The organism is Dyella sp., from assembly GCF_035277725.1.
Taxonomy (GTDB): Bacteria; Pseudomonadota; Gammaproteobacteria; order Xanthomonadales; family Rhodanobacteraceae; genus Dyella_B.
The window spans coordinates 1-16558 of record NZ_DATEJY010000024.1; the positions used below are offsets into that span (position 1 = coordinate 1).

At 60.9% G+C, this 16558-nt stretch carries 19 protein-coding genes; 14 read left to right on the forward strand and 5 right to left on the reverse strand.

The window, feature by feature from the left end; genetic code table 11:
* Positions 1 to 89 precede the first annotated feature (89 nt).
* From VJR68_RS01495 to glmU, 11 genes are all read left to right on the forward strand, one after another.
* On the forward strand, positions 90 to 485 hold the full coding sequence (locus tag VJR68_RS01495) for a phasin family protein (RefSeq protein ID WP_324145777.1): 396 nt from the start codon (positions 90 to 92) through the stop codon (positions 483 to 485).
* A 206-nt stretch (positions 486 to 691) separates the two neighbouring features.
* On the forward strand, positions 692 to 1057 hold the full coding sequence (locus tag VJR68_RS01500; protein WP_324145778.1) for a hypothetical protein: 366 nt from the start codon (positions 692 to 694) through the stop codon (positions 1055 to 1057).
* Positions 1058 to 1060: 3 nt separating this feature from the next.
* Positions 1061 to 1861 carry a F0F1 ATP synthase subunit A gene (gene atpB / locus VJR68_RS01505; RefSeq protein WP_324145779.1) on the forward strand — a complete coding sequence of 267 codons (801 nt, stop codon included), beginning with the start codon at positions 1061 to 1063 and terminating at the stop codon, positions 1859 to 1861.
* A 52-nt stretch (positions 1862 to 1913) separates the two neighbouring features.
* Positions 1914 to 2201: a F0F1 ATP synthase subunit C gene (gene atpE, locus VJR68_RS01510; RefSeq protein ID WP_414647716.1), complete on the forward strand. Its 288-nt coding sequence runs from the start codon at positions 1914 to 1916 to the stop codon at positions 2199 to 2201.
* 88 nt (positions 2202 to 2289) lie between these two features.
* Entirely contained in the window at positions 2290 to 2760 is a 471-nt protein-coding gene (locus VJR68_RS01515; RefSeq protein WP_324145780.1) for a F0F1 ATP synthase subunit B, read from the forward strand.
* A 3-nt stretch (positions 2761 to 2763) separates the two neighbouring features.
* Positions 2764 to 3300, forward strand: a complete 537-nt coding sequence (locus VJR68_RS01520; protein WP_324145781.1) for a F0F1 ATP synthase subunit delta — start codon at positions 2764 to 2766, stop codon at positions 3298 to 3300.
* A gap of 57 nt (positions 3301 to 3357) precedes the next feature.
* Entirely contained in the window at positions 3358 to 4908 is a 1551-nt protein-coding gene (gene atpA / locus VJR68_RS01525; protein ID WP_324145782.1) for a F0F1 ATP synthase subunit alpha, read from the forward strand.
* Positions 4909 to 4998: 90 nt separating this feature from the next.
* Positions 4999 to 5898 (forward strand): F0F1 ATP synthase subunit gamma, encoded by a 900-nt coding sequence (atpG, locus tag VJR68_RS01530; RefSeq protein ID WP_324145783.1) that lies wholly within the window; start codon positions 4999 to 5001, stop codon positions 5896 to 5898.
* A gap of 73 nt (positions 5899 to 5971) precedes the next feature.
* Entirely contained in the window at positions 5972 to 7405 is a 1434-nt protein-coding gene (atpD, locus tag VJR68_RS01535; protein WP_126684599.1) for a F0F1 ATP synthase subunit beta, read from the forward strand.
* 89 nt (positions 7406 to 7494) lie between these two features.
* Positions 7495 to 7917 carry a F0F1 ATP synthase subunit epsilon gene (locus VJR68_RS01540; RefSeq protein ID WP_188793753.1) on the forward strand — a complete coding sequence of 141 codons (423 nt, stop codon included), beginning with the start codon at positions 7495 to 7497 and terminating at the stop codon, positions 7915 to 7917.
* Between the two features lie 137 nt (positions 7918 to 8054).
* Positions 8055 to 9425, forward strand: a complete 1371-nt coding sequence (glmU, locus tag VJR68_RS01545; RefSeq protein ID WP_324145784.1) for a bifunctional UDP-N-acetylglucosamine diphosphorylase/glucosamine-1-phosphate N-acetyltransferase GlmU — start codon at positions 8055 to 8057, stop codon at positions 9423 to 9425.
* A 24-nt stretch (positions 9426 to 9449) separates the two neighbouring features.
* On the opposite strand, the gene VJR68_RS01550 is transcribed toward glmU, so the two are convergent.
* Entirely contained in the window at positions 9450 to 10436 is a 987-nt protein-coding gene (locus tag VJR68_RS01550; RefSeq protein ID WP_324145785.1) for a pteridine-dependent deoxygenase, read from the reverse strand.
* Positions 10437 to 10536: 100 nt separating this feature from the next.
* On the opposite strand from VJR68_RS01550, the gene VJR68_RS01555 reads away from it, so the two are divergent.
* Both VJR68_RS01555 and VJR68_RS01560 read left to right on the forward strand, forming a co-directional pair.
* A complete protein-coding gene (locus VJR68_RS01555; protein ID WP_324145786.1) occupies positions 10537 to 10806 on the forward strand; it encodes a phosphopantetheine-binding protein in 270 nt (89 codons plus the stop codon).
* Positions 10807 to 11045: 239 nt separating this feature from the next.
* Entirely contained in the window at positions 11046 to 11990 is a 945-nt protein-coding gene (locus VJR68_RS01560; RefSeq protein ID WP_324145787.1) for an acyltransferase, read from the forward strand.
* An 82-nt stretch (positions 11991 to 12072) separates the two neighbouring features.
* Here VJR68_RS01560 and VJR68_RS01565 read toward each other — a convergent pair whose 3' ends face one another.
* From VJR68_RS01565 to VJR68_RS01575, 3 genes are read right to left on the reverse strand one after another with little or no spacing between them, the layout of a single operon-like run.
* Positions 12073 to 12837, reverse strand: a complete 765-nt coding sequence (locus VJR68_RS01565; RefSeq protein ID WP_324145788.1) for a glycosyltransferase family 2 protein — start codon at positions 12835 to 12837, stop codon at positions 12073 to 12075.
* On the reverse strand, positions 12834 to 13619 hold the full coding sequence (locus VJR68_RS01570) for a beta-ketoacyl synthase chain length factor (RefSeq protein WP_324145789.1): 786 nt from the start codon (positions 13617 to 13619) through the stop codon (positions 12834 to 12836). Before VJR68_RS01570 ends, VJR68_RS01565 begins: the two co-directional genes overlap by 4 nt.
* Positions 13616 to 14821, reverse strand: coding sequence for a beta-ketoacyl-[acyl-carrier-protein] synthase family protein (locus VJR68_RS01575; RefSeq protein WP_324145790.1), 1206 nt, complete (start codon positions 14819 to 14821; stop codon positions 13616 to 13618). The genes VJR68_RS01570 and VJR68_RS01575 overlap by 4 nt, the downstream gene beginning before the upstream one ends.
* A 143-nt stretch (positions 14822 to 14964) precedes the next feature.
* Here VJR68_RS01575 and hemF point away from each other — a divergent pair, with 143 nt between their 5' ends.
* On the forward strand, positions 14965 to 15870 hold the full coding sequence (hemF, locus tag VJR68_RS01580; protein WP_324145791.1) for an oxygen-dependent coproporphyrinogen oxidase: 906 nt from the start codon (positions 14965 to 14967) through the stop codon (positions 15868 to 15870).
* A 3-nt stretch (positions 15871 to 15873) separates the two neighbouring features.
* Here the strand turns inward: hemF and VJR68_RS01585 are convergent, their stop codons facing one another.
* The gene (locus VJR68_RS01585) at positions 15874 to 16515 is read right to left on the reverse strand and encodes a hypothetical protein (RefSeq protein ID WP_324145792.1); all 642 of its coding nucleotides are present in this window, start codon (positions 16513 to 16515) and stop codon (positions 15874 to 15876) included.
* Positions 16516 to 16558: the final 43 nt, after the last annotated feature.

Sequence of the window (16558 nt, forward strand, 5' to 3'; positions counted from 1 at the left end):
GTCTCTTAACAAAAAACATATTGCAGCGCACAAAAAGCTCTGTTAGGCTTTGTTCCACATTCCTTAATCCCCCCGCGAGGGACAAAGTCATGACTCAGCAACTGAACACCCAAGTTTTCGCTTACGCCAAGCAGCTGTCCGACAACGCGTTCAAGGCTCACGCCCTGGCCATCAAGGGTTTGGAGCAGGTTGCCGAGCTGCAGCTCGCCGCACTGGAAAAGCAAGCCCAGGTGACGGCTGACTTCATCGCCCAGGCGGTCGAAGTGCGCGACATCGACGCGCTGCGCGGCCTGTGGGAAAAGGGCGCTGCGCTGACCCGCGAGCAGGCCGAGAGCGCGGTTTCGGTTACCAAGGAAGTGGTTGCCGTGGCCCAGAAGACGGCCGAGTCGCTCAATGCCCTGGTCCAGGAACAGCAGAAGGCCGCCAACGAGGCCGTCGCAGCTCCGGTCGCCGCCATCAAGAAGGCCGCGGCTGCCGCCAAGTAATTTTCTCCTGCATATCGCGACTCCCCTTGCGGTATGCCCTCGGGCCGGACGTGTCACGTCCGGCCCTTTTCTTGTCCGCAACGCCCCGAGACCACGTGTCGCACGAACTCGTCTTGCTGGCTGAAAAGCTGCACTGATATACTTTTTTAGATTGGATCGTGACCCGTGGCGGGTTTGATTGCCTAGCGACACCGCGGGAACCTCACGTGCTCAACAGTCTTGCTTCCGGTCGACGTCTTGCCCTGCGGTTGCTGCTATGGCAGCTGGTCGTGGCGGTTATCGTGGGCCTCGTTTTCGCGACGCAGGGGCGTCGGGAGGCGATAGCGGCGGCGGCTGGGGCAGCGATCGTGGCGGCAGGTACTGCGCTGCTGTCGCTGAGAGCTTTCAGCCAGGTGAGCGGCGCCGGTATGGCGCTCGGGCGTCTGCTGACGGGCATGATCCTGAAATGGATGGTGATCATCGGGGGGATGATCGCGATCATGTTTCAATGGAAATTGCCGCCGCTGGCTGCCATTACGGGGCTGGCGGCTGCGTACGCGGTTAATCTGCTGGCATTCAGATTTAAGGGTTAAGAGATGGCAAGCGAGCCGCAGGGCGGTCTTACCGAATACATCCAGCACCATTTGACACACCTGAATTTCCAGGTGAGTCCCAATGGGTTTTGGTCGTTCCATCTCGACTCCGTATCGGTGTCGCTGGCGCTTGGCGTCATCTTCTGTCTTTGGTTCTGGCTGTACGCGCGCAAAGCCACGGCGGGCGTGCCGGGCAAGGGCCAGGCGTTCCTGGAAATCGTGCTCGAGTTCGTGGACGGCCAGGTCAAGGACGTCTTCCATGGTGATCGCCGTTTCCTCGGCCCGTTGGCGTTGACGGTCTTCATCTGGGTATTCCTGATGAATGCCATGGACCTGTTGCCGGTCGACCTGCTTCCCTGGATCACCGAGAAGTTCGGCGTTGGCCATTTCCGCGCCGTGCCGACCGCCGACGTCAATATGACGTTCGCGATGTCCATCACCGTGCTGTTGCTGGTGATCTTCTACAGCTTCAAGGCCAAAGGCTTTGGCGGCTACATGCACGAGCTGTTTACGGCGCCCTTCGGCAAGTGGTTCGCGCCGTTCAACTTCGCGTTGAATCTGGTCGAGCTGGTGTCCAAGCCGGTCAGCCTGGCCATGCGACTGTTTGGCAACATGTACGCAGGCGAGCTGGTGTTCATGCTGATCGCCGGCCTGTTCAGCGCAGGCAGCTGGCTGCTCTTTGGCATGGGCGTCATCGGCTACACCGTGTGGGGCATCTTCCACATTCTGATCATTTCGATTCAGGCCTTCATTTTCATGGTGCTCACCATCGTGTATATCTCGATGGCTCACGATCACCATTGATTTCGTTCACTTTCGTTAGAACTACTGCTTTCTTTTTCTTGAGGAGATCATCGTGGAACTAGTCGCTCATATTGCTCAGGTCCAGGGCTTCACCGCTATCGCTCTTGGCTTGATCATCGGTTTCGGCGCACTGGGCGCTTGTATCGGCATCGGCATCATGGGTTCGAAGTTCCTCGAAGCCGCTGCCCGCCAGCCTGAGCTGGTGCCGCTGCTGCAGGGTCGTATGTTCCTGCTGGCTGGTCTGATCGACGCGGCGTTCCTGATCGGTGTGGCGCTGGCCATGTACTTCGCCGTGGCGAACCCGCTGCTTTCGAAGCTGGCCGTTGCCGCAGGCCACTAAGCCGCGTAGAGCCTGGCGCTGCACGTGCGGCGCCAGATTCCTCAGGGTGTTGAGCCCATAACACTACGTAGGTACAGGTAACGCAGCGATGGAATTCAATGCCACTCTGATCGGCGAAATGATCGCCTTCGCCATTCTGATCTGGTTCTGCGTGCACTTCATTTGGCCGCACATCACCAAGGCCATCGAAGAGCGCCAGCTGAAGATCGCCGAAGGTCTCAATGCGGCCGAGCGCGCGCATGCCGAATTGCGGGAAGCCGATAACAAGGCTGCCGGCGAGATCAAGCAGGCTCGCCAGCAGGCGACCGAGATCATCGATCGCGCCCAGCAACAGGCCAACCAGATTCTGGACAAGGCCCGCGCCGATGCCGTGGCGGAAATCAACCGCCTGAAGGCAGCAGCGCAGGACGAGATCGCCTCGATGGCGCAGCGTGCGCGTGAAGATCTGCGCGAGCGCGTCGGCGCACTCGCCGTGCAAGGCGCTTCGAAGATCGTGCAGCGCGAGATCGACGCGGCGACGCACAAGGCGTTGCTCGACCAGCTCGCCACCGAGATCTGATCGATGGCCGCCCAGTCGATTACCCTCGCTCGTCCCTATGCCCGTGCCGCTTTCGAGTTGGCGCGGGCCGAGGGCACTCTCGGCGTCTGGTCGCAGGCGTTGGCCTTTGCCGCGCAGGTGGCACAGGACGCACGCGTGGCTGCGCTCACCAATGATCCGCGCGTGCAACCGTCGCAGCTCGTCGCCTTGCACCTGCCCGAGGGCACGCAGGCGGATAACGCCTTCGGCAAGTTCCTTACCGAACTGGCTGAGCGGCACCGCTTGTCGCTGCTGCCGGAAGTGGCCGCTCTGTATGAAACCTACAAGCGCGAATCCGAGTCGCAGTTGCTGGTGAAGGTCACCAGTGCGATGGCCCTGGATGGTGCACAGGCCGAGCAGCTGAAGGCATCGCTCAAGCGCCGCTTCAAGCGCGAGATCGAACTGGAAACCCAGGTCGATCCATCGCTGCTGGCGGGCGTGGTGATCGACACCGGCAGCGAGGTGATCGACGGCTCCGTCCGCGGTCGCTTGCAGCGCCTGGCTAGCGCTCTTACGCAATAACAGATTTCAAAAATCACCGGGTGCCGCGAATGCGGCGCAAACCCAAGGATAACGACCATGTCCAGCACCACTCTCAATCCGTCCGAGATCAGCGAACTGATCAAGAACCGCATCGAGCAGTTCAAGCTCGGCGCGGAAGCCCGCAACGAGGGCACGATCATCAGCGTCTCCGACGGCATCGTGCGCATTCACGGTCTGGCCGACGTAATGCAGGGCGAAATGATCGAACTGCCGGGCAACGCGTTTGCGCTGGCATTGAACCTTGAGCGCGACTCCGTCGGCGCCGTGGTGCTAGGTGAATACCAGCATCTGCGTGAAGGCGATACCGCCAAGACCACCGGCCGCATTCTCGAAGTGCCGGTTGGCCCGGAAATGCTCGGCCGCGTGGTCGACTCCCTCGGCAACCCGATCGACGGCAAGGGCCCGATCAACGCCAAGCTCAGCTCGCCGATCGAGAAGGTCGCGCCGGGCGTGGTGTGGCGCAAGTCGGTCGACCAGCCGGTGCAGACCGGCTACAAGTCGGTCGACTCGATGATCCCGATCGGCCGTGGCCAGCGCGAGCTGATCATCGGCGACCGCCAGACCGGCAAGACCGCGCTGGCTATCGACGCGATCATCAACCAGAAAGATTCCGGCATTAAGTGCATTTACGTCGCGATCGGGCAGAAGCGCTCGTCGATCGCCAACGTGGTGCGCAAGCTTGAAGAGAACGGCGCGTTGGCCAACACCATTGTTGTCGTCGCTTCGGCCTCCGAATCGGCTGCGCTGCAGTACATCGCACCGTACTCAGGCTGCGCCATGGGCGAATACTTCCGCGACCGCGGCGAAGACGCGCTGATCATTTACGACGATCTGTCCAAGCAGGCCGTGGCCTATCGCCAGATCTCGCTGCTGCTGAAGCGCCCGCCGGGCCGCGAAGCGTATCCGGGTGACGTGTTCTATCTCCACTCCCGTCTGCTCGAGCGTGCGGCTCGCGTGTCCGAGGAGTACGTCGAGAAGTTCACCAACGGTGAAGTGAAAGGCAAGACCGGTTCGCTCACCGCGTTGCCGATCATCGAAACACAGGCTGGCGACGTGTCTGCATTCGTGCCGACCAACGTGATCTCGATCACCGACGGCCAGATCTTCCTGGAAACCGACCTGTTCAACGCCGGTATCCGTCCGGCCGTGAACGCCGGTATCTCGGTGTCGCGCGTGGGTGGTTCGGCGCAGACCAAGATCGTGAAGAAGCTCTCCGGCGGCGTGAAGCTGGCGCTGGCTCAGTACCGTGAGCTGGCGGCGTTCGCGCAGTTCGCGTCGGATCTCGATCCGGCCACTCGCGCCCAGCTCGACCGCGGCCAGCGCGTGACCGAGCTGATGAAGCAGAAGCAGTACCTGCCGCTGTCGATCGCCGAGTTGGCCCTGTCCGTGTACGCCGCTGAAAAGGGCTACCTGGACGATCTGCCGGTGAACAAGGTGCTGCCGTTTGAAAAGGGCCTGCACGCCTTCTTCCACCAGAACCATGGCGAGCTGATGAAGAAGATCGTCGCTACCGGTGACTGGAACAACGACATCGAAGCCACGTTCAAGTCTGGCCTCGACGAGTTCAAGAAGACCGGTAGCTGGTAAGCAATGAAAGGGTATGCAGTCGTCTGCTTTGGATGACTGCATCGCACGTCGGTCGACAGATCGAATCGAACCCAACAGGTTGAGGCAAACGTGGCAAGCGGACGCGAAATTAAAACCAAGATCAAGAGCACGCAGAACATGCGCAAGGTGACGCGTGCGCTCGAAATGGTCTCGGCCTCCAAGATTCGCAAAGCGCAGGACCTGATGAAGGCCTCGCGTCCCTATGCGCGCGCCATGCGCAAGGTGATCGCGCACGTCGCGCAGGCCAGCACGGAATTGAAGCATCCGTTCCTGGTCGAGCGCGCCGATGTGGCGCGCGTCGCCTATGTGGTCGTAACTACCGACCGTGGCCTTTGCGGTGGCCTCAACTCCAACTTGTTCCGCCGCTTGTTGCCCTCCATTCGCGAATGGCAGGACAAAGGCGTGCAGGTTGACGTGGTTGCGATCGGCCAGAAGGCGGTGCAGTTCTTCCGCCGCATCAAGGGCGTGAACCTGATCGGTACGGCGACTCATTTGGGCGAACGGCCGAAGGTCGAGCAACTGATCGGCGTGATCAAGGTCGTGCTGGACGCGTATACGGAAGGCAAGCTGGACCGCGTCTTCCTCGCCTACAACGACTTCGTCAACACCATGACGCAGAAGCCGACGGTCGATGCGCTGCTGCCGTTGCCGGTCGTAGCGGCCGAGCTGGAAGCGCAACACGTGGCCGGCGTGGCGTTGGAGCAATCGCACGACTGGGACTACATCTACGAACCTGACGCCGCAGCGGTGTTGGAGCATGTGCTTGGCCGTTACGTCGAGTCGGTGGCGTACCAGGGCGTGCTCGAAAATCTCGCCAGCGAACACGCCGCGCGCATGGTGGCGATGAAGGCCGCTTCCGACAACGCCAGCAAGGTGATCGCGGAATTGACGCTGCGCTACAACAAGGCACGCCAGGCTGCGATTACCCAGGAAATCTCGGAAATCGTCGGCGGCGCGGCGGCGGTTTAATCCAAAACGTATTCATGGCGACGCACGTGCGGCGCCGAAACAGAACCTCAAAAGATCCATCCGGAGCACATCCATGAGCCAGGGCAAAGTTGTACAGATCATCGGCGCGGTTATCGACGTCGAGTTCGCACGCGATCAGGTGCCGCAGGTGTATGACGCACTCAAGATCGACGGCACGCAGATCACGCTGGAAGTCCAGCAGGTACTGGGTGACGGCGTGGTGCGTACGATCGCCCTCGGCTCCACCGACGGTCTGAAGCGCGGCCTGGTTGCCCGCAACACCGGCGCAGGCATCAAGGTCCCGGTCGGCAAGGCCACTCTCGGCCGCATCATGGACGTGCTCGGCAGCCCGATCGACGAGGTCGGTCCGATCAATGCCGAAGCGCATTGGGAAATCCACCGCGAAGCGCCCTCCTATGACGAACAGGCGCTGGCCAATGAACTACTGGAAACCGGCATCAAGGTGATCGACCTGGTGTGCCCGTTCGCCAAGGGCGGCAAGGTCGGCCTGTTTGGTGGCGCCGGCGTGGGCAAGACGGTGAACATGCTCGAGCTGATCAACAACATCGCCACCCAGCACTCGGGCCTGTCGGTGTTCGCTGGCGTGGGCGAGCGTACCCGCGAAGGCAACGACTTCTATCACGAGATGCAGGACGCCGGCGTCGTGAAGCTGGACAACCTGCCGGAGTCGAAAGTGGCGATGGTGTATGGCCAGATGAACGAACCGCCGGGCAACCGTCTGCGCGTGGCGCTGACCGGCCTGACCATGGCCGAATACTTCCGCGACGAGAAGGACGAACACGGCAAGGGCCGCGATGTGTTGTTCTTCGTGGACAACATCTACCGCTACACGCTGGCCGGTACCGAAGTGTCCGCGCTGCTCGGCCGTATGCCGTCCGCCGTGGGCTACCAGCCGACGCTGGCCGAGGAAATGGGCGTGCTGCAGGAGCGCATCACCTCCACCAAGACCGGTTCGATCACCTCGATCCAGGCCGTATACGTGCCCGCGGACGACCTGACCGACCCGTCGCCGGCCACCACCTTCGCCCACTTGGATTCCACCGTCACCCTGAGTCGTCAGATTGCCTCGCTCGGCATCTATCCGGCCGTGGATCCGCTGGACTCCACCAGCCGCCAGCTCGACCCGAACGTGGTCGGTGCCGAGCACTACGAAGTGGCCCGCAAGGTGCAGGGCACCCTGCAGCGCTACAAGGAACTGAAGGACATCATCGCGATTCTCGGCATGGACGAACTCTCCGAGGAAGACAAGCAGGTGGTGTATCGCGCCCGTAAGTGCGAGCGCTTCTTCTCGCAGCCGTTCCACGTGGCGGAAGTGTTCACTGGCGCTCCAGGCAAGTACGTGACGCTGAAGGAGACCATCCGCGGCTTCAAGATGATCGTGGAAGGCGAGGTGGATCATATCCCCGAGCAGGCGTTCTACATGGTCGGCGGCATCGACGAGGCCATCAAGAAGGCCGAGGACATGGGCGCCAAGAAGGCCGCCTGATCCAGGCCGCTGTTGGAGCCTGCCGCGGTGGGCGCCAGCGAAGCCGATAAATCCTTTCCGTCCGATCCATCGGGCGAAGCGAGAGAGTTATGAGCACCATTCGTTGCGACATCGTCAGTGCCGAGGCCGAGATCTTTCACGGCGACGCGGTGATGGTGGTTGCCACCGGCGAACTGGGCGAACTGGGCATCACGCCCCGCCACGCCCCGCTGATCACGCGCTTGAAGCCAGGCCACATCGACGTGGTGCTGGAAGGTGGCGAGCGCCAGCAGTTCTACGTGTCCGGCGGCATTCTGGAAGTGCAGCCGCAGGTGGTGACAGTGCTGGCCGATACCGCGGCCCGCGCTGCGGACCTGGACGAAGCCGCCGCCAAGCGCGCCAAGCAGGAGGCCGAGGATGCATTGGCCAACCGCTCGGGCACCGTCGACGTGGCCGAAGCGCAAGCCAAACTCACCCAGGCGTTGGCGCAGCTGCAGGCGTTGGAACGCCTGCGCAAGAACCTCAAACACTGAGCGCGCTGATTTTCGGAAAAACGCCGGCCTTGTGCCGGCGTTTTTGTTTGCACATTTCTTTTACAGCCCAACACCCCAAAGTGCGCCTGTATGAGCAGGTATCCTTAGCGCCCATCGTGACCCACGCAGCGACTTTTATGAGCCAACCCTCCTTGCACGTCATCGTCCTCGCCGCCGGCGAAGGCAAGCGCATGAAGTCGAAGAAAGCCAAGGTGCTGATGCCGTTGGCGGGGAGGCCGCTGCTGGCGCATGTCCTGGACACTGCGCGGGCCTTACGCCCAGCGGCCATTCACGTCGTCTACGGCTTCAATGGCGATCAGGTGTTGGCGGCCTTTGATGGCCAGCCGGACCTGCAGTGGGCGTTGCAGACGGAGCAACTCGGCACTGGCCACGCGGTTGGGCAGGCTCTTGGCAATGTGCCTGATGCGGCGCGTGTACTCGTGCTCTATGGCGACGTACCACTGACGCGCGCTGAAACCTTGCAACGTCTCGTGCAATCCGAAAACAGCCTGTCCATGCTCGCAACGCGCCTGGCCAATCCACATGGTTATGGCCGTGTCGTACGTGATGACAACGGTCTGGTGCGCGCGGTCATCGAAGAAAAAGATGCTGATGAGGCGCAGCGCGCAATCAATCTGATCAACACTGGGATCGTTGCCGGTAGCGCCGTTTCGCTAAGGCAATGGATCGCCAAACTTGGCCGCAACAACGCACAAGGCGAGTACTACCTCACCGATATCTTCCAGATGGCCGCGGAGGAACATTGCGCAGCGCAGTGCATCGAATGCGATGATGCGGTGGAAGCCGCTGGCGCCAACAATCCATGGCAGCTCAGTGAGCTGGAGGATGCTTATCGGCTGCGTGCCGTGCAGGCGCTGATGACAGAGGGCGTGCGCGTGGCAGATCCGCGGCGTGTAGACGTCCGCGGCCACGTTACGGCGGCGCGCGACGTGGAAATCGATATCGACGTGGTCCTGGAAGGCGATGTGCAACTTGGCGAAGACGTGCGCATCGGGCCCTATTCACGCCTGAAGAACGTGCAGCTTGCAGCGGGCACCATCGTGCATGCGCATTGCGATATCGAAGGCGTCATAACGCACGGACCTTGCCTGATTGGCCCATTCGCGCGCTTGCGGCCCGGCACCGAGCTTGCTGCGGGCGTGCATATCGGCAACTTCGTCGAAACCAAAAAAACGCGCATCGGCGAGGGTAGCAAAGCCAACCACCTTACCTATCTCGGCGACACCATCATTGGCAGCCACGTCAACGTCGGCGCCGGTACCATCACCTGCAACTACGACGGTGTGAACAAGTTCGTCACCACGATCGAAGACGGTGCATTCATCGGTTCCAACAGTGCGCTCGTTGCACCGGTGACGATCGGTGCGCAAGCCACCATTGGTGCCGGCTCGATCATTACGAAGAATGCGCCTGCCGGCGAACTCACCGTGGCGCGTGGCCGGCAAACGACGCTGCCGGGTTGGAAACGTCCGGGAAAACAGAAATAAGCGATATGGCGCGGTCGTGCTGCGTTACTTGAAACGCCAGCCGTCGATCTCCACCAACAACTCACGGCGACACACATCGCCGTGCAGCAGCAATACCGGCACGCCAGGCAAGCGGCGTTTGAGCATCTCGCCAATGCGCCCGGCGTCGGTGGCGTGGCGCACGTACGTCTTCAACGGCGAGTGCGTATCGAAGCCCGCCGGCATGTCCGCCGTGGCGAGCAGGGATTCCAGGTTGAGCAAGGTTTCTTCCAGTTGCGCTTCCAGATTGCCTTCATGCGCCGAGGCATGACCGACCACGGCGGCCGTGCCTGAAATGGCTAACGCATCCCGCGCAGGCATCAGCATGCCGCGTGCAAAACCCGGTGACGTACGACCGTACTGGCGTGGATAACGCCAGGCACTTATTTGGCGTGGATTTTCCACCGCCGCGCCGCCGTCTACGCAAGCAAGAAGATAAATCTGCAGGATGGGATCGCGATGATGGTGGCCAATTGCCGTGGCGGCTGGAAACCCATCCGCGAAGAAATCACCACAGCCCGCTGCGCGCCCATCACAGAACTGCTTGTAACGCTCCGTATCACCATCGCCAGCATTGATATCGGCGACGTAATTCCAAATGCGCAACACGCAGCGCTCGTCGCGTGTACGCATGAACTGGTGCAACTCGGCATACGCTTGTTGAGCAGCGCCTTCAATACCACCTGTCATTCGCTCATCCAGCTCAATCGACGCGAACAACCAGCCGCCGCCGGCCGACCAGCGCACATTATGCGGGCGACCGCAGACGACCTCGCCATCGACTTGCCACACTTCGAGCGGCGCCGGTGCGTCGAAGCACTCGAGCGGAACGCACAACCAGCGAGGGTCGTCACTCTCGGGCGCACCTGCACCGAAGCCGAACGCGGCCAGGGTTCCTGCTTCGGCCAAGGCCGAAGCGGTCATGCGATAGGTCACGCGCGGCGTGCGCGGCAGGTCCGGTTTGATCTGCAGGTTTTCGCTTGCCTGAACCATGCTTGGAAGCAGCAACCGAGGACGAAAGACCCCTATGTTACACTGGCCGGCCACCCCGCTTCCCGGGGCTGGCCATGCATCCGGAGCCCTGAAAGCAAGCATGTCCACGCAGACCGCTGCCGAACACGAACTGGCCACCCTGATCGTGCACGCGCTCAATCTAGAAGCCGTCGACCCTGCTGCGATCGATCCCCAGGCGCCGCTGTTTGGTGGCGATCTGGGATTGGATTCCATCGATGCCCTGGAAATCGCCTTGGCCGTTTCCAAGCGCTATGGCATGCAACTGCGTTCGGATCATCCGGATAACCAGCGCATCTTCAGCAGCCTGCGCGCGCTCTCCGAACATATTGAACGCGAGCGTACAGCTTGAAGCTGCGTTAAGCCGGCTGACATCTCAAACGGGCATTATCAGCACGGTCTTTTCGCCGGCGCTACATACGTGAACCTGCACCCTTCCAGTCAAGCCGGCTATCGTGAAACCACACTCATGGCGCCATGGTGTCCGGGCGACTTGGCCGAATGGCAGCTGCTGGAACGCTCCGGACAAGTGCGGTTTAAAGTGCACCGTGAAGAGCAGGTGTTGGCACGCGGTGTAATGGAAGGTGCGACATGAGCGGCCATTGGCAACATCAGCGCGAGGGCGGTAATCGGTTCTGGCTCGGCGTACTTGTCACCGCATCCCTGCGTCTTGGCCACGGCTTCATGCGCCGGTTTCTCTACCTCATCAGCTTGTATTACTTTCTGCGCCGGGGCGCCGAACGGCGTGCCTCTCGCGAATATCTGACGCGGCTGTTCGGCAGCCCTGCAAGCTTCCGGCAGGTGTTCAAACACATTCATTATTTCGCCACGACGATGCTCGATCGCATCTATCTGCTTGCGCATGGCGAACGCGATTTCGACATCGAAGTGAATGGGCTTGAGCAACTTGAGCATTACATCGCGCAAGGACGAGGCGTCTTGTTGGTCGGTTCGCATCAAGGCAGTTTTGAAGTGCTGCGCACGCTGGCGGCGCGCTGTCCCGAAGTGCCGTTGCGGGTCTTGCTGGACAAGCAAAAAACCCCCGCCATCACGGAATTGCTGGAAGCCTTGGCGCCCGAGGTTGGTGCGGCGGTCATCGATGTTTCCCAAGGCGGCGCGGCGATGACATTGGCCATGGCCGAAACCTGCCGCACGGGCGGTATGGTGGCCTTGCTGGCCGATCGTGGCCGTGCACATGAAACATTGCGGCATGTGGATTTTCTCGGTGCGCCGGCGCCGTTTCCGATTGGCCCGTGGCTATTGGCCAGTACGCTGCAAGTGCCGGTGATACTGTGCTTTGGCCTTTATCGCGGCGGCCGTCGTTACACGCTCAGCTTCGAGCTTTTCGCGGAGCACGTGGATATTCCGCGTGAGTCTCGGCACCAGGCGCTCGATGTGATCCTTCATCGCTATGCGCAGCGCTTGGAACACTATGCTCGGTTGGAGCCCTATAACTGGTTCAACTTCTACGACTTCTGGCAGCAGGATGCAATGCAGTCGGAAGCGGTCGACGCGCGTACGCTGCATCAGGTGTGAGTGCTCAATCAGGAAGTCTGGCTACACGAGTTCCGCCTACCGGATGCCGTGGCACTGATCGACGCGGTAAGGCAAACGCCGATTAAGCAATCCGGCGCGAATAAGTATCGTCAACGATCAGTGGCGCCGCTCTTGAACGGGTGTAGCTCCCCCAGACCTGTCCGTAACGAAATACCTGTCTGAAGGTATACAGGGCGATCCGCATCACATCGCGAACCGGGCTGAAGTGACTGAGACGGAATGATCCTTCATAGCGCGATGCAATCGGCACCGACACGATGCCCAGTCCCTTATCGCGTGATGCGGCGATCAGAACAGCGGCTTCGAACACGAAATTTTGCGCATCCAGTTCAACCAGATCCAGGGCGCTGCGTGGATACCATCGCTGTCCACTCTGCGTATCGGCAACTGGCTGCGCGCAGGCCCATGAAATACCCCAGTCCGCCAATGCATTCGCTCGGCGTCGCCCTTTCGGTTGCTGCTCGCGCTGCAACAGGCGCGCGCCAATGACGATGTGATCGGGAAAGCGTTTGCCGACGTCGACCAGACGTGGGATATCTTCAGCCAGATGCTGGCCATCGCCATCCATCGTCACCACCGCGTCAAAGCCTTGCCGCAGCGCTTCCCGAAAACCCGTGCGCAAGGCTTCGCCCTTGCCTTGGCGATAGCGGTGGCGCAGTAACGTTACGGGCAATGCGTACACGATCTCCGGCGTGCGATCGTCGGAACCATCGTCGATCACGATCACCGGAACGCCAAGTTTCAACGTCGATGTCACGATGGTGCCGATCGCCTTTTCTTCATTCAAGCAGGGGATCAACACACACCAGCGCAATGTGCCGTTCACGCGTTCGTCTCCATTTCTACACGCAATCCAAGATGTTCCGAAGCCGCCAATACGCAATCACCATGGCCTGTTGCCAGCATGGCCAGCAGCGGCAAGCTTTCGGCGGCTGGATTGTCATGCATCCATGCTCGGCATTCGTCAGGCATGGGTGAACGAGCTGGCGAAGTTGTCATGGCAAGACGCAATCGGATGCCCGTCGTCGTGCCAGGTGACAGCACCAACGCGCAACCGAAGACGCGCGTGCACCCGATCAACTCGCCGAGCGGGCCGGTACCGGCGGTGTCGCTGCAGACCAGCAACACAGGACGGTGGTCGGCGCAGGCAAGTACGGCTGCCTCAAGCAATCCAGCGCCAAAACTTGCGTTTCCTGCACACACGGCACTGGAAGGCGCTCGACATCCGGTCGCAATCGTCCAATAGCCTGCCGACGCGTTATGGACGGAATTGTGAAAGCGCGTGGGTGAAAGTTCGGTGGGTATGCCCGCCAATACACGGCACATGTAATCAGTCGTGGCCTGGTCGCCGTAGGCCGAGGCAAAGACGCAAGCCAGATGGTCAGCCGTGCGCCCGCTTGCCGCGACGGCTTGGGACGCAGCCTCGATAGCGACCAGCACACTTTCCGGTGCACGCCGGCGCTCATTCGGCGACAAAGCCAATGCGCTCGGGTGCGCATGAGAGACTGTCAATGTTTCACCGGCAAACTGGCGGCGAAAAGCATCAAAGCCGGGAAGTTGCGGCGACCACAAACCGATGCCTTCCACATGAACGTGCAGGCTATTCATACGCCACGATCCGCACGTGCAAAAGCCAGGCATGCATTGCTGCCACCGAAGCCGAACGAATGACTGAGCGCGACACGTAAAGGACGTGTTTCGTTGCGCCATGCAAAATGCGCAGAACACGCCGAATCAGGTTCGCGTACACCGGCGTTACCGGGCACGAAACCACCGCGTAATGCCAGCAGCGTGATGACGGCCTCCACGATGCCTGCGGCGCCCAAGGTATGGCCGGTCAAATGCTTGGTCGAGCTGACGCGTGTGCCAAGCGAGAACATGCGCGACACCAGCCCGGCTTCCATGGCATCGTTCTTCTGGCTCGCCGTGCCGTGCAAGTTGATGTAATCCACCTGCGCTACGTCAAGTCCTGTGCGATCGAATAGGTTGCGCAGGCCAAGCTCCGCACCGAGACCTGATGGGTCCGGCGTGGACATATGGTGAGCATCGCTTGATTCGCCGCAGCCCAATAACTGCAATGGCGCTGCGGTTTGCGACTCGATCCGTTCGAGCAAGGCAAAGCCAGCCGCTTCGCCGATCGAGATTCCGCGCCTCGCGGCATCGAAGGGGCGGCAAGGTTCGGAAGAGACAAGTTCCAGTGCGTTGAATCCGAACAAGGTGCTGTCGCAGAGCGAATCGACACCGCCCACGATCGCCGCATCGACCAGTCCCAGGCGAATCAGTCGTTCCGCACTGGCAAACACTTTTGCGCTGGAAGAGCACGCCGTGGAAATCGTCAGGCATGGGCCTTTGATATCCAGCGCAGCGGCGACAAAGGCAGTAAGCGAATGAGGGGTGTGAATGCTTGTGCGATGAAGGTCTGCCGGTAAGCGTTCGTCTTCGAGGCGCCGATAGCCTTCTTCGGTAGCGCCTATGCTGGCGGTCGATGTGCCCAGCAGGAGTGCCACGCGTGTTGCGCCGTAGCGTTCCCGCGCAGCATGCGCTTTGATCAGAAAATCGTCTTGATTCAGACCCAGCCAGGCGAGGCGGTTATTGCGGCAATCCCACTTGGCATAGGCGGTTGGCAGCGTGACGTCTTCCACGCCATCGACGCTCCCGATCCAGCAAGGCAGTGGCGCGCTGCTGAAGTCATTTATGCGCAAGCCGCTGCGTTGCGTATCAAGGGCATCAAGATGTGCATCCAGGCCACGGCCGAGCGCGGAGGTGGCGGTATAGGCCGAGACGGCAAGCGGAAGGGTTGTCACGCGCATGGCGTGAGCCTAGCCACGGGGGCTGGGGCTTGCCTAGATGCTTCTTTACGTCACGGCAGCTGGCATTCATTGATCCAGCTCAGTTCCCTGCGAACGGGCTCTTGCTAAGCTTGCGACCCTGACCAGCACAGCCGGATGGGCGGATGAAAAGCGAGCAAGTCGAACGCGTCGAGCACTTTTTGCGTGAGTTGCAGGACCGTATCTGCAAAGCCGTTGAACAGGTCGACGGCAACGCCCGCTTTATCGAGGACGCATGGACCCGCCCGGGCGGTGGCGGCGGCCGTACCCGCGTGTTGCGCGAGGGCGCCTTGTTCGAGCAGGCCGGAGTGAATTTTTCGCTGGTCCATGGAGACAAGCTGCCGCCCAGCGCGACGGTGCATCGCCCTGAGCTGTCGGGTGGCGGTTTTATTGCCACCGGCGTGTCGCTGGTGTTGCATCCGCGCAACCCCTATGTGCCGACCACGCATGCCAACGTGCGTTATTTCGAAGCGCAAAAGGAAGGCATGGAGCCGGTGTGGTGGTTCGGCGGCGGTTTCGATCTCACGCCGTTCTACCCGTTCGATGAAGATGTGCGGCATTGGCACACCGTCGCACGTGATGTGTGTGCGCCGTTCGGCGCGGATGTCTATCCGCGTTACAAGAAATGGTGTGATGACTATTTCTATCTGAAACACCGCGCCGAAACGCGCGGCGTCGGTGGCTTGTTCTACGATGATCTCAATGACGGCGGTTTCGAGCGCAGCTTTGCCTTCATGCAGAGTGTAGGGCAGGGTTTCCTGGACGCTTATTTGCCGATCGTCGAGCGACGCAAGAACACGCCTTATGGCGAACGCGAGCGTGAGTTCCAACTGTACCGGCGTGGGCGCTACGTGGAGTTCAATCTCGTCTACGATCGCGGCACATTGTTCGGGCTGCAGTCCGGCGGTCGGACCGAATCGATCTTGATGAGCTTGCCGCCACGCGTGCGCTTTGAGTACGCCTACCAGCCGGAAGAAGGTTCGGCCGAAGCGCGGCTTGCGGAATACCTCAAGCCGCGCGAGTGGTTATAAGGCTTAGTTCAACGGTTGCGCACCGCTGAAGCGCATGGCAGTGGCGCCTTTTACCGGCCCGATTTGCGCGCTGTCGCTGACTTGCAGCACTACCTCGCGATGGAAATCCAGCGTGCCGCGTACGATGGCATGCGGACCGATGACGACGTGCGGCGGGCGATTGAAGCTGTTCCAGCCGTGCTGCTCGTTGACGGTGATGCCACCGTCCACTTGTGAATCCGCACCAATCAGGACGTTTCCGCTGGTCGTTTCAATATTGCCGCCAACGTGCGCATGTTTAAGCTCGATCGCGCCATTGACGTTGGCGACGTCCCCGGTCACTTCCGAGCTCGGCTCCAGGGAGATGGCGCCGTTGGTGCTTTGCAGTTTTCCGCGTACTTGAGCGCCTTGGCCAAGGGCAATCGCGCCATTGACGGTGTGCAGCTCACTGGCTTGCGCACCATCGCCCAGCTCGACTGCGCCGTTGACGGTGCTGCCTTCCTGGATCGAAGCACGGTCGCCAACGCGTACCGACCCGTTCACCGTGCTGAGATTTCCGGCGTGTCCGCCGGCGTCAACGGAAACGGTGCCATTGACCTTGCTGATGTCCTGGGCTGTCACAGTCAAAGGCAGGGCCAAGGCCAGAGCCAGCGTGATAAAGCGCATGATCAAAACTCCTCAAGATGGGACGAGGCTAGGATGCGCGTCT

What these genes read in the sequence shown, in the direction of transcription:
- VJR68_RS01495 (WP_324145777.1), top strand. Translation starts at nt 90, where the DNA reads ATGACTCAGCAACTGAACACCCAAGTTTTCGCTTACGCCAAGCAGCTG.
- atpB (WP_324145779.1), top strand. Translation starts at nt 1,061, where the DNA reads ATGGCAAGCGAGCCGCAGGGCGGTCTTACCGAATACATCCAGCACCAT.
- VJR68_RS01515 (WP_324145780.1), top strand. Translation starts at nt 2,290, where the DNA reads ATGGAATTCAATGCCACTCTGATCGGCGAAATGATCGCCTTCGCCATT.
- VJR68_RS01520 (WP_324145781.1), top strand. Translation starts at nt 2,764, where the DNA reads ATGGCCGCCCAGTCGATTACCCTCGCTCGTCCCTATGCCCGTGCCGCT.
- atpA (WP_324145782.1), top strand. Translation starts at nt 3,358, where the DNA reads ATGTCCAGCACCACTCTCAATCCGTCCGAGATCAGCGAACTGATCAAG.
- atpD (WP_126684599.1), top strand. Translation starts at nt 5,972, where the DNA reads ATGAGCCAGGGCAAAGTTGTACAGATCATCGGCGCGGTTATCGACGTC.
- VJR68_RS01540 (WP_188793753.1), top strand. Translation starts at nt 7,495, where the DNA reads ATGAGCACCATTCGTTGCGACATCGTCAGTGCCGAGGCCGAGATCTTT.
- glmU (WP_324145784.1), top strand. Translation starts at nt 8,055, where the DNA reads ATGAGCCAACCCTCCTTGCACGTCATCGTCCTCGCCGCCGGCGAAGGC.
- VJR68_RS01550 (WP_324145785.1), bottom strand. Translation starts at nt 10,436, where the DNA reads ATGGTTCAGGCAAGCGAAAACCTGCAGATCAAACCGGACCTGCCGCGC.
- VJR68_RS01555 (WP_324145786.1), top strand. Translation starts at nt 10,537, where the DNA reads ATGTCCACGCAGACCGCTGCCGAACACGAACTGGCCACCCTGATCGTG.
- VJR68_RS01560 (WP_324145787.1), top strand. Translation starts at nt 11,046, where the DNA reads ATGAGCGGCCATTGGCAACATCAGCGCGAGGGCGGTAATCGGTTCTGG.
- VJR68_RS01570 (WP_324145789.1), bottom strand. Translation starts at nt 13,619, where the DNA reads ATGAATAGCCTGCACGTTCATGTGGAAGGCATCGGTTTGTGGTCGCCG.
- VJR68_RS01575 (WP_324145790.1), bottom strand. Translation starts at nt 14,821, where the DNA reads ATGCGCGTGACAACCCTTCCGCTTGCCGTCTCGGCCTATACCGCCACC.
- hemF (WP_324145791.1), top strand. Translation starts at nt 14,965, where the DNA reads ATGAAAAGCGAGCAAGTCGAACGCGTCGAGCACTTTTTGCGTGAGTTG.
- VJR68_RS01585 (WP_324145792.1), bottom strand. Translation starts at nt 16,515, where the DNA reads ATGCGCTTTATCACGCTGGCTCTGGCCTTGGCCCTGCCTTTGACTGTG.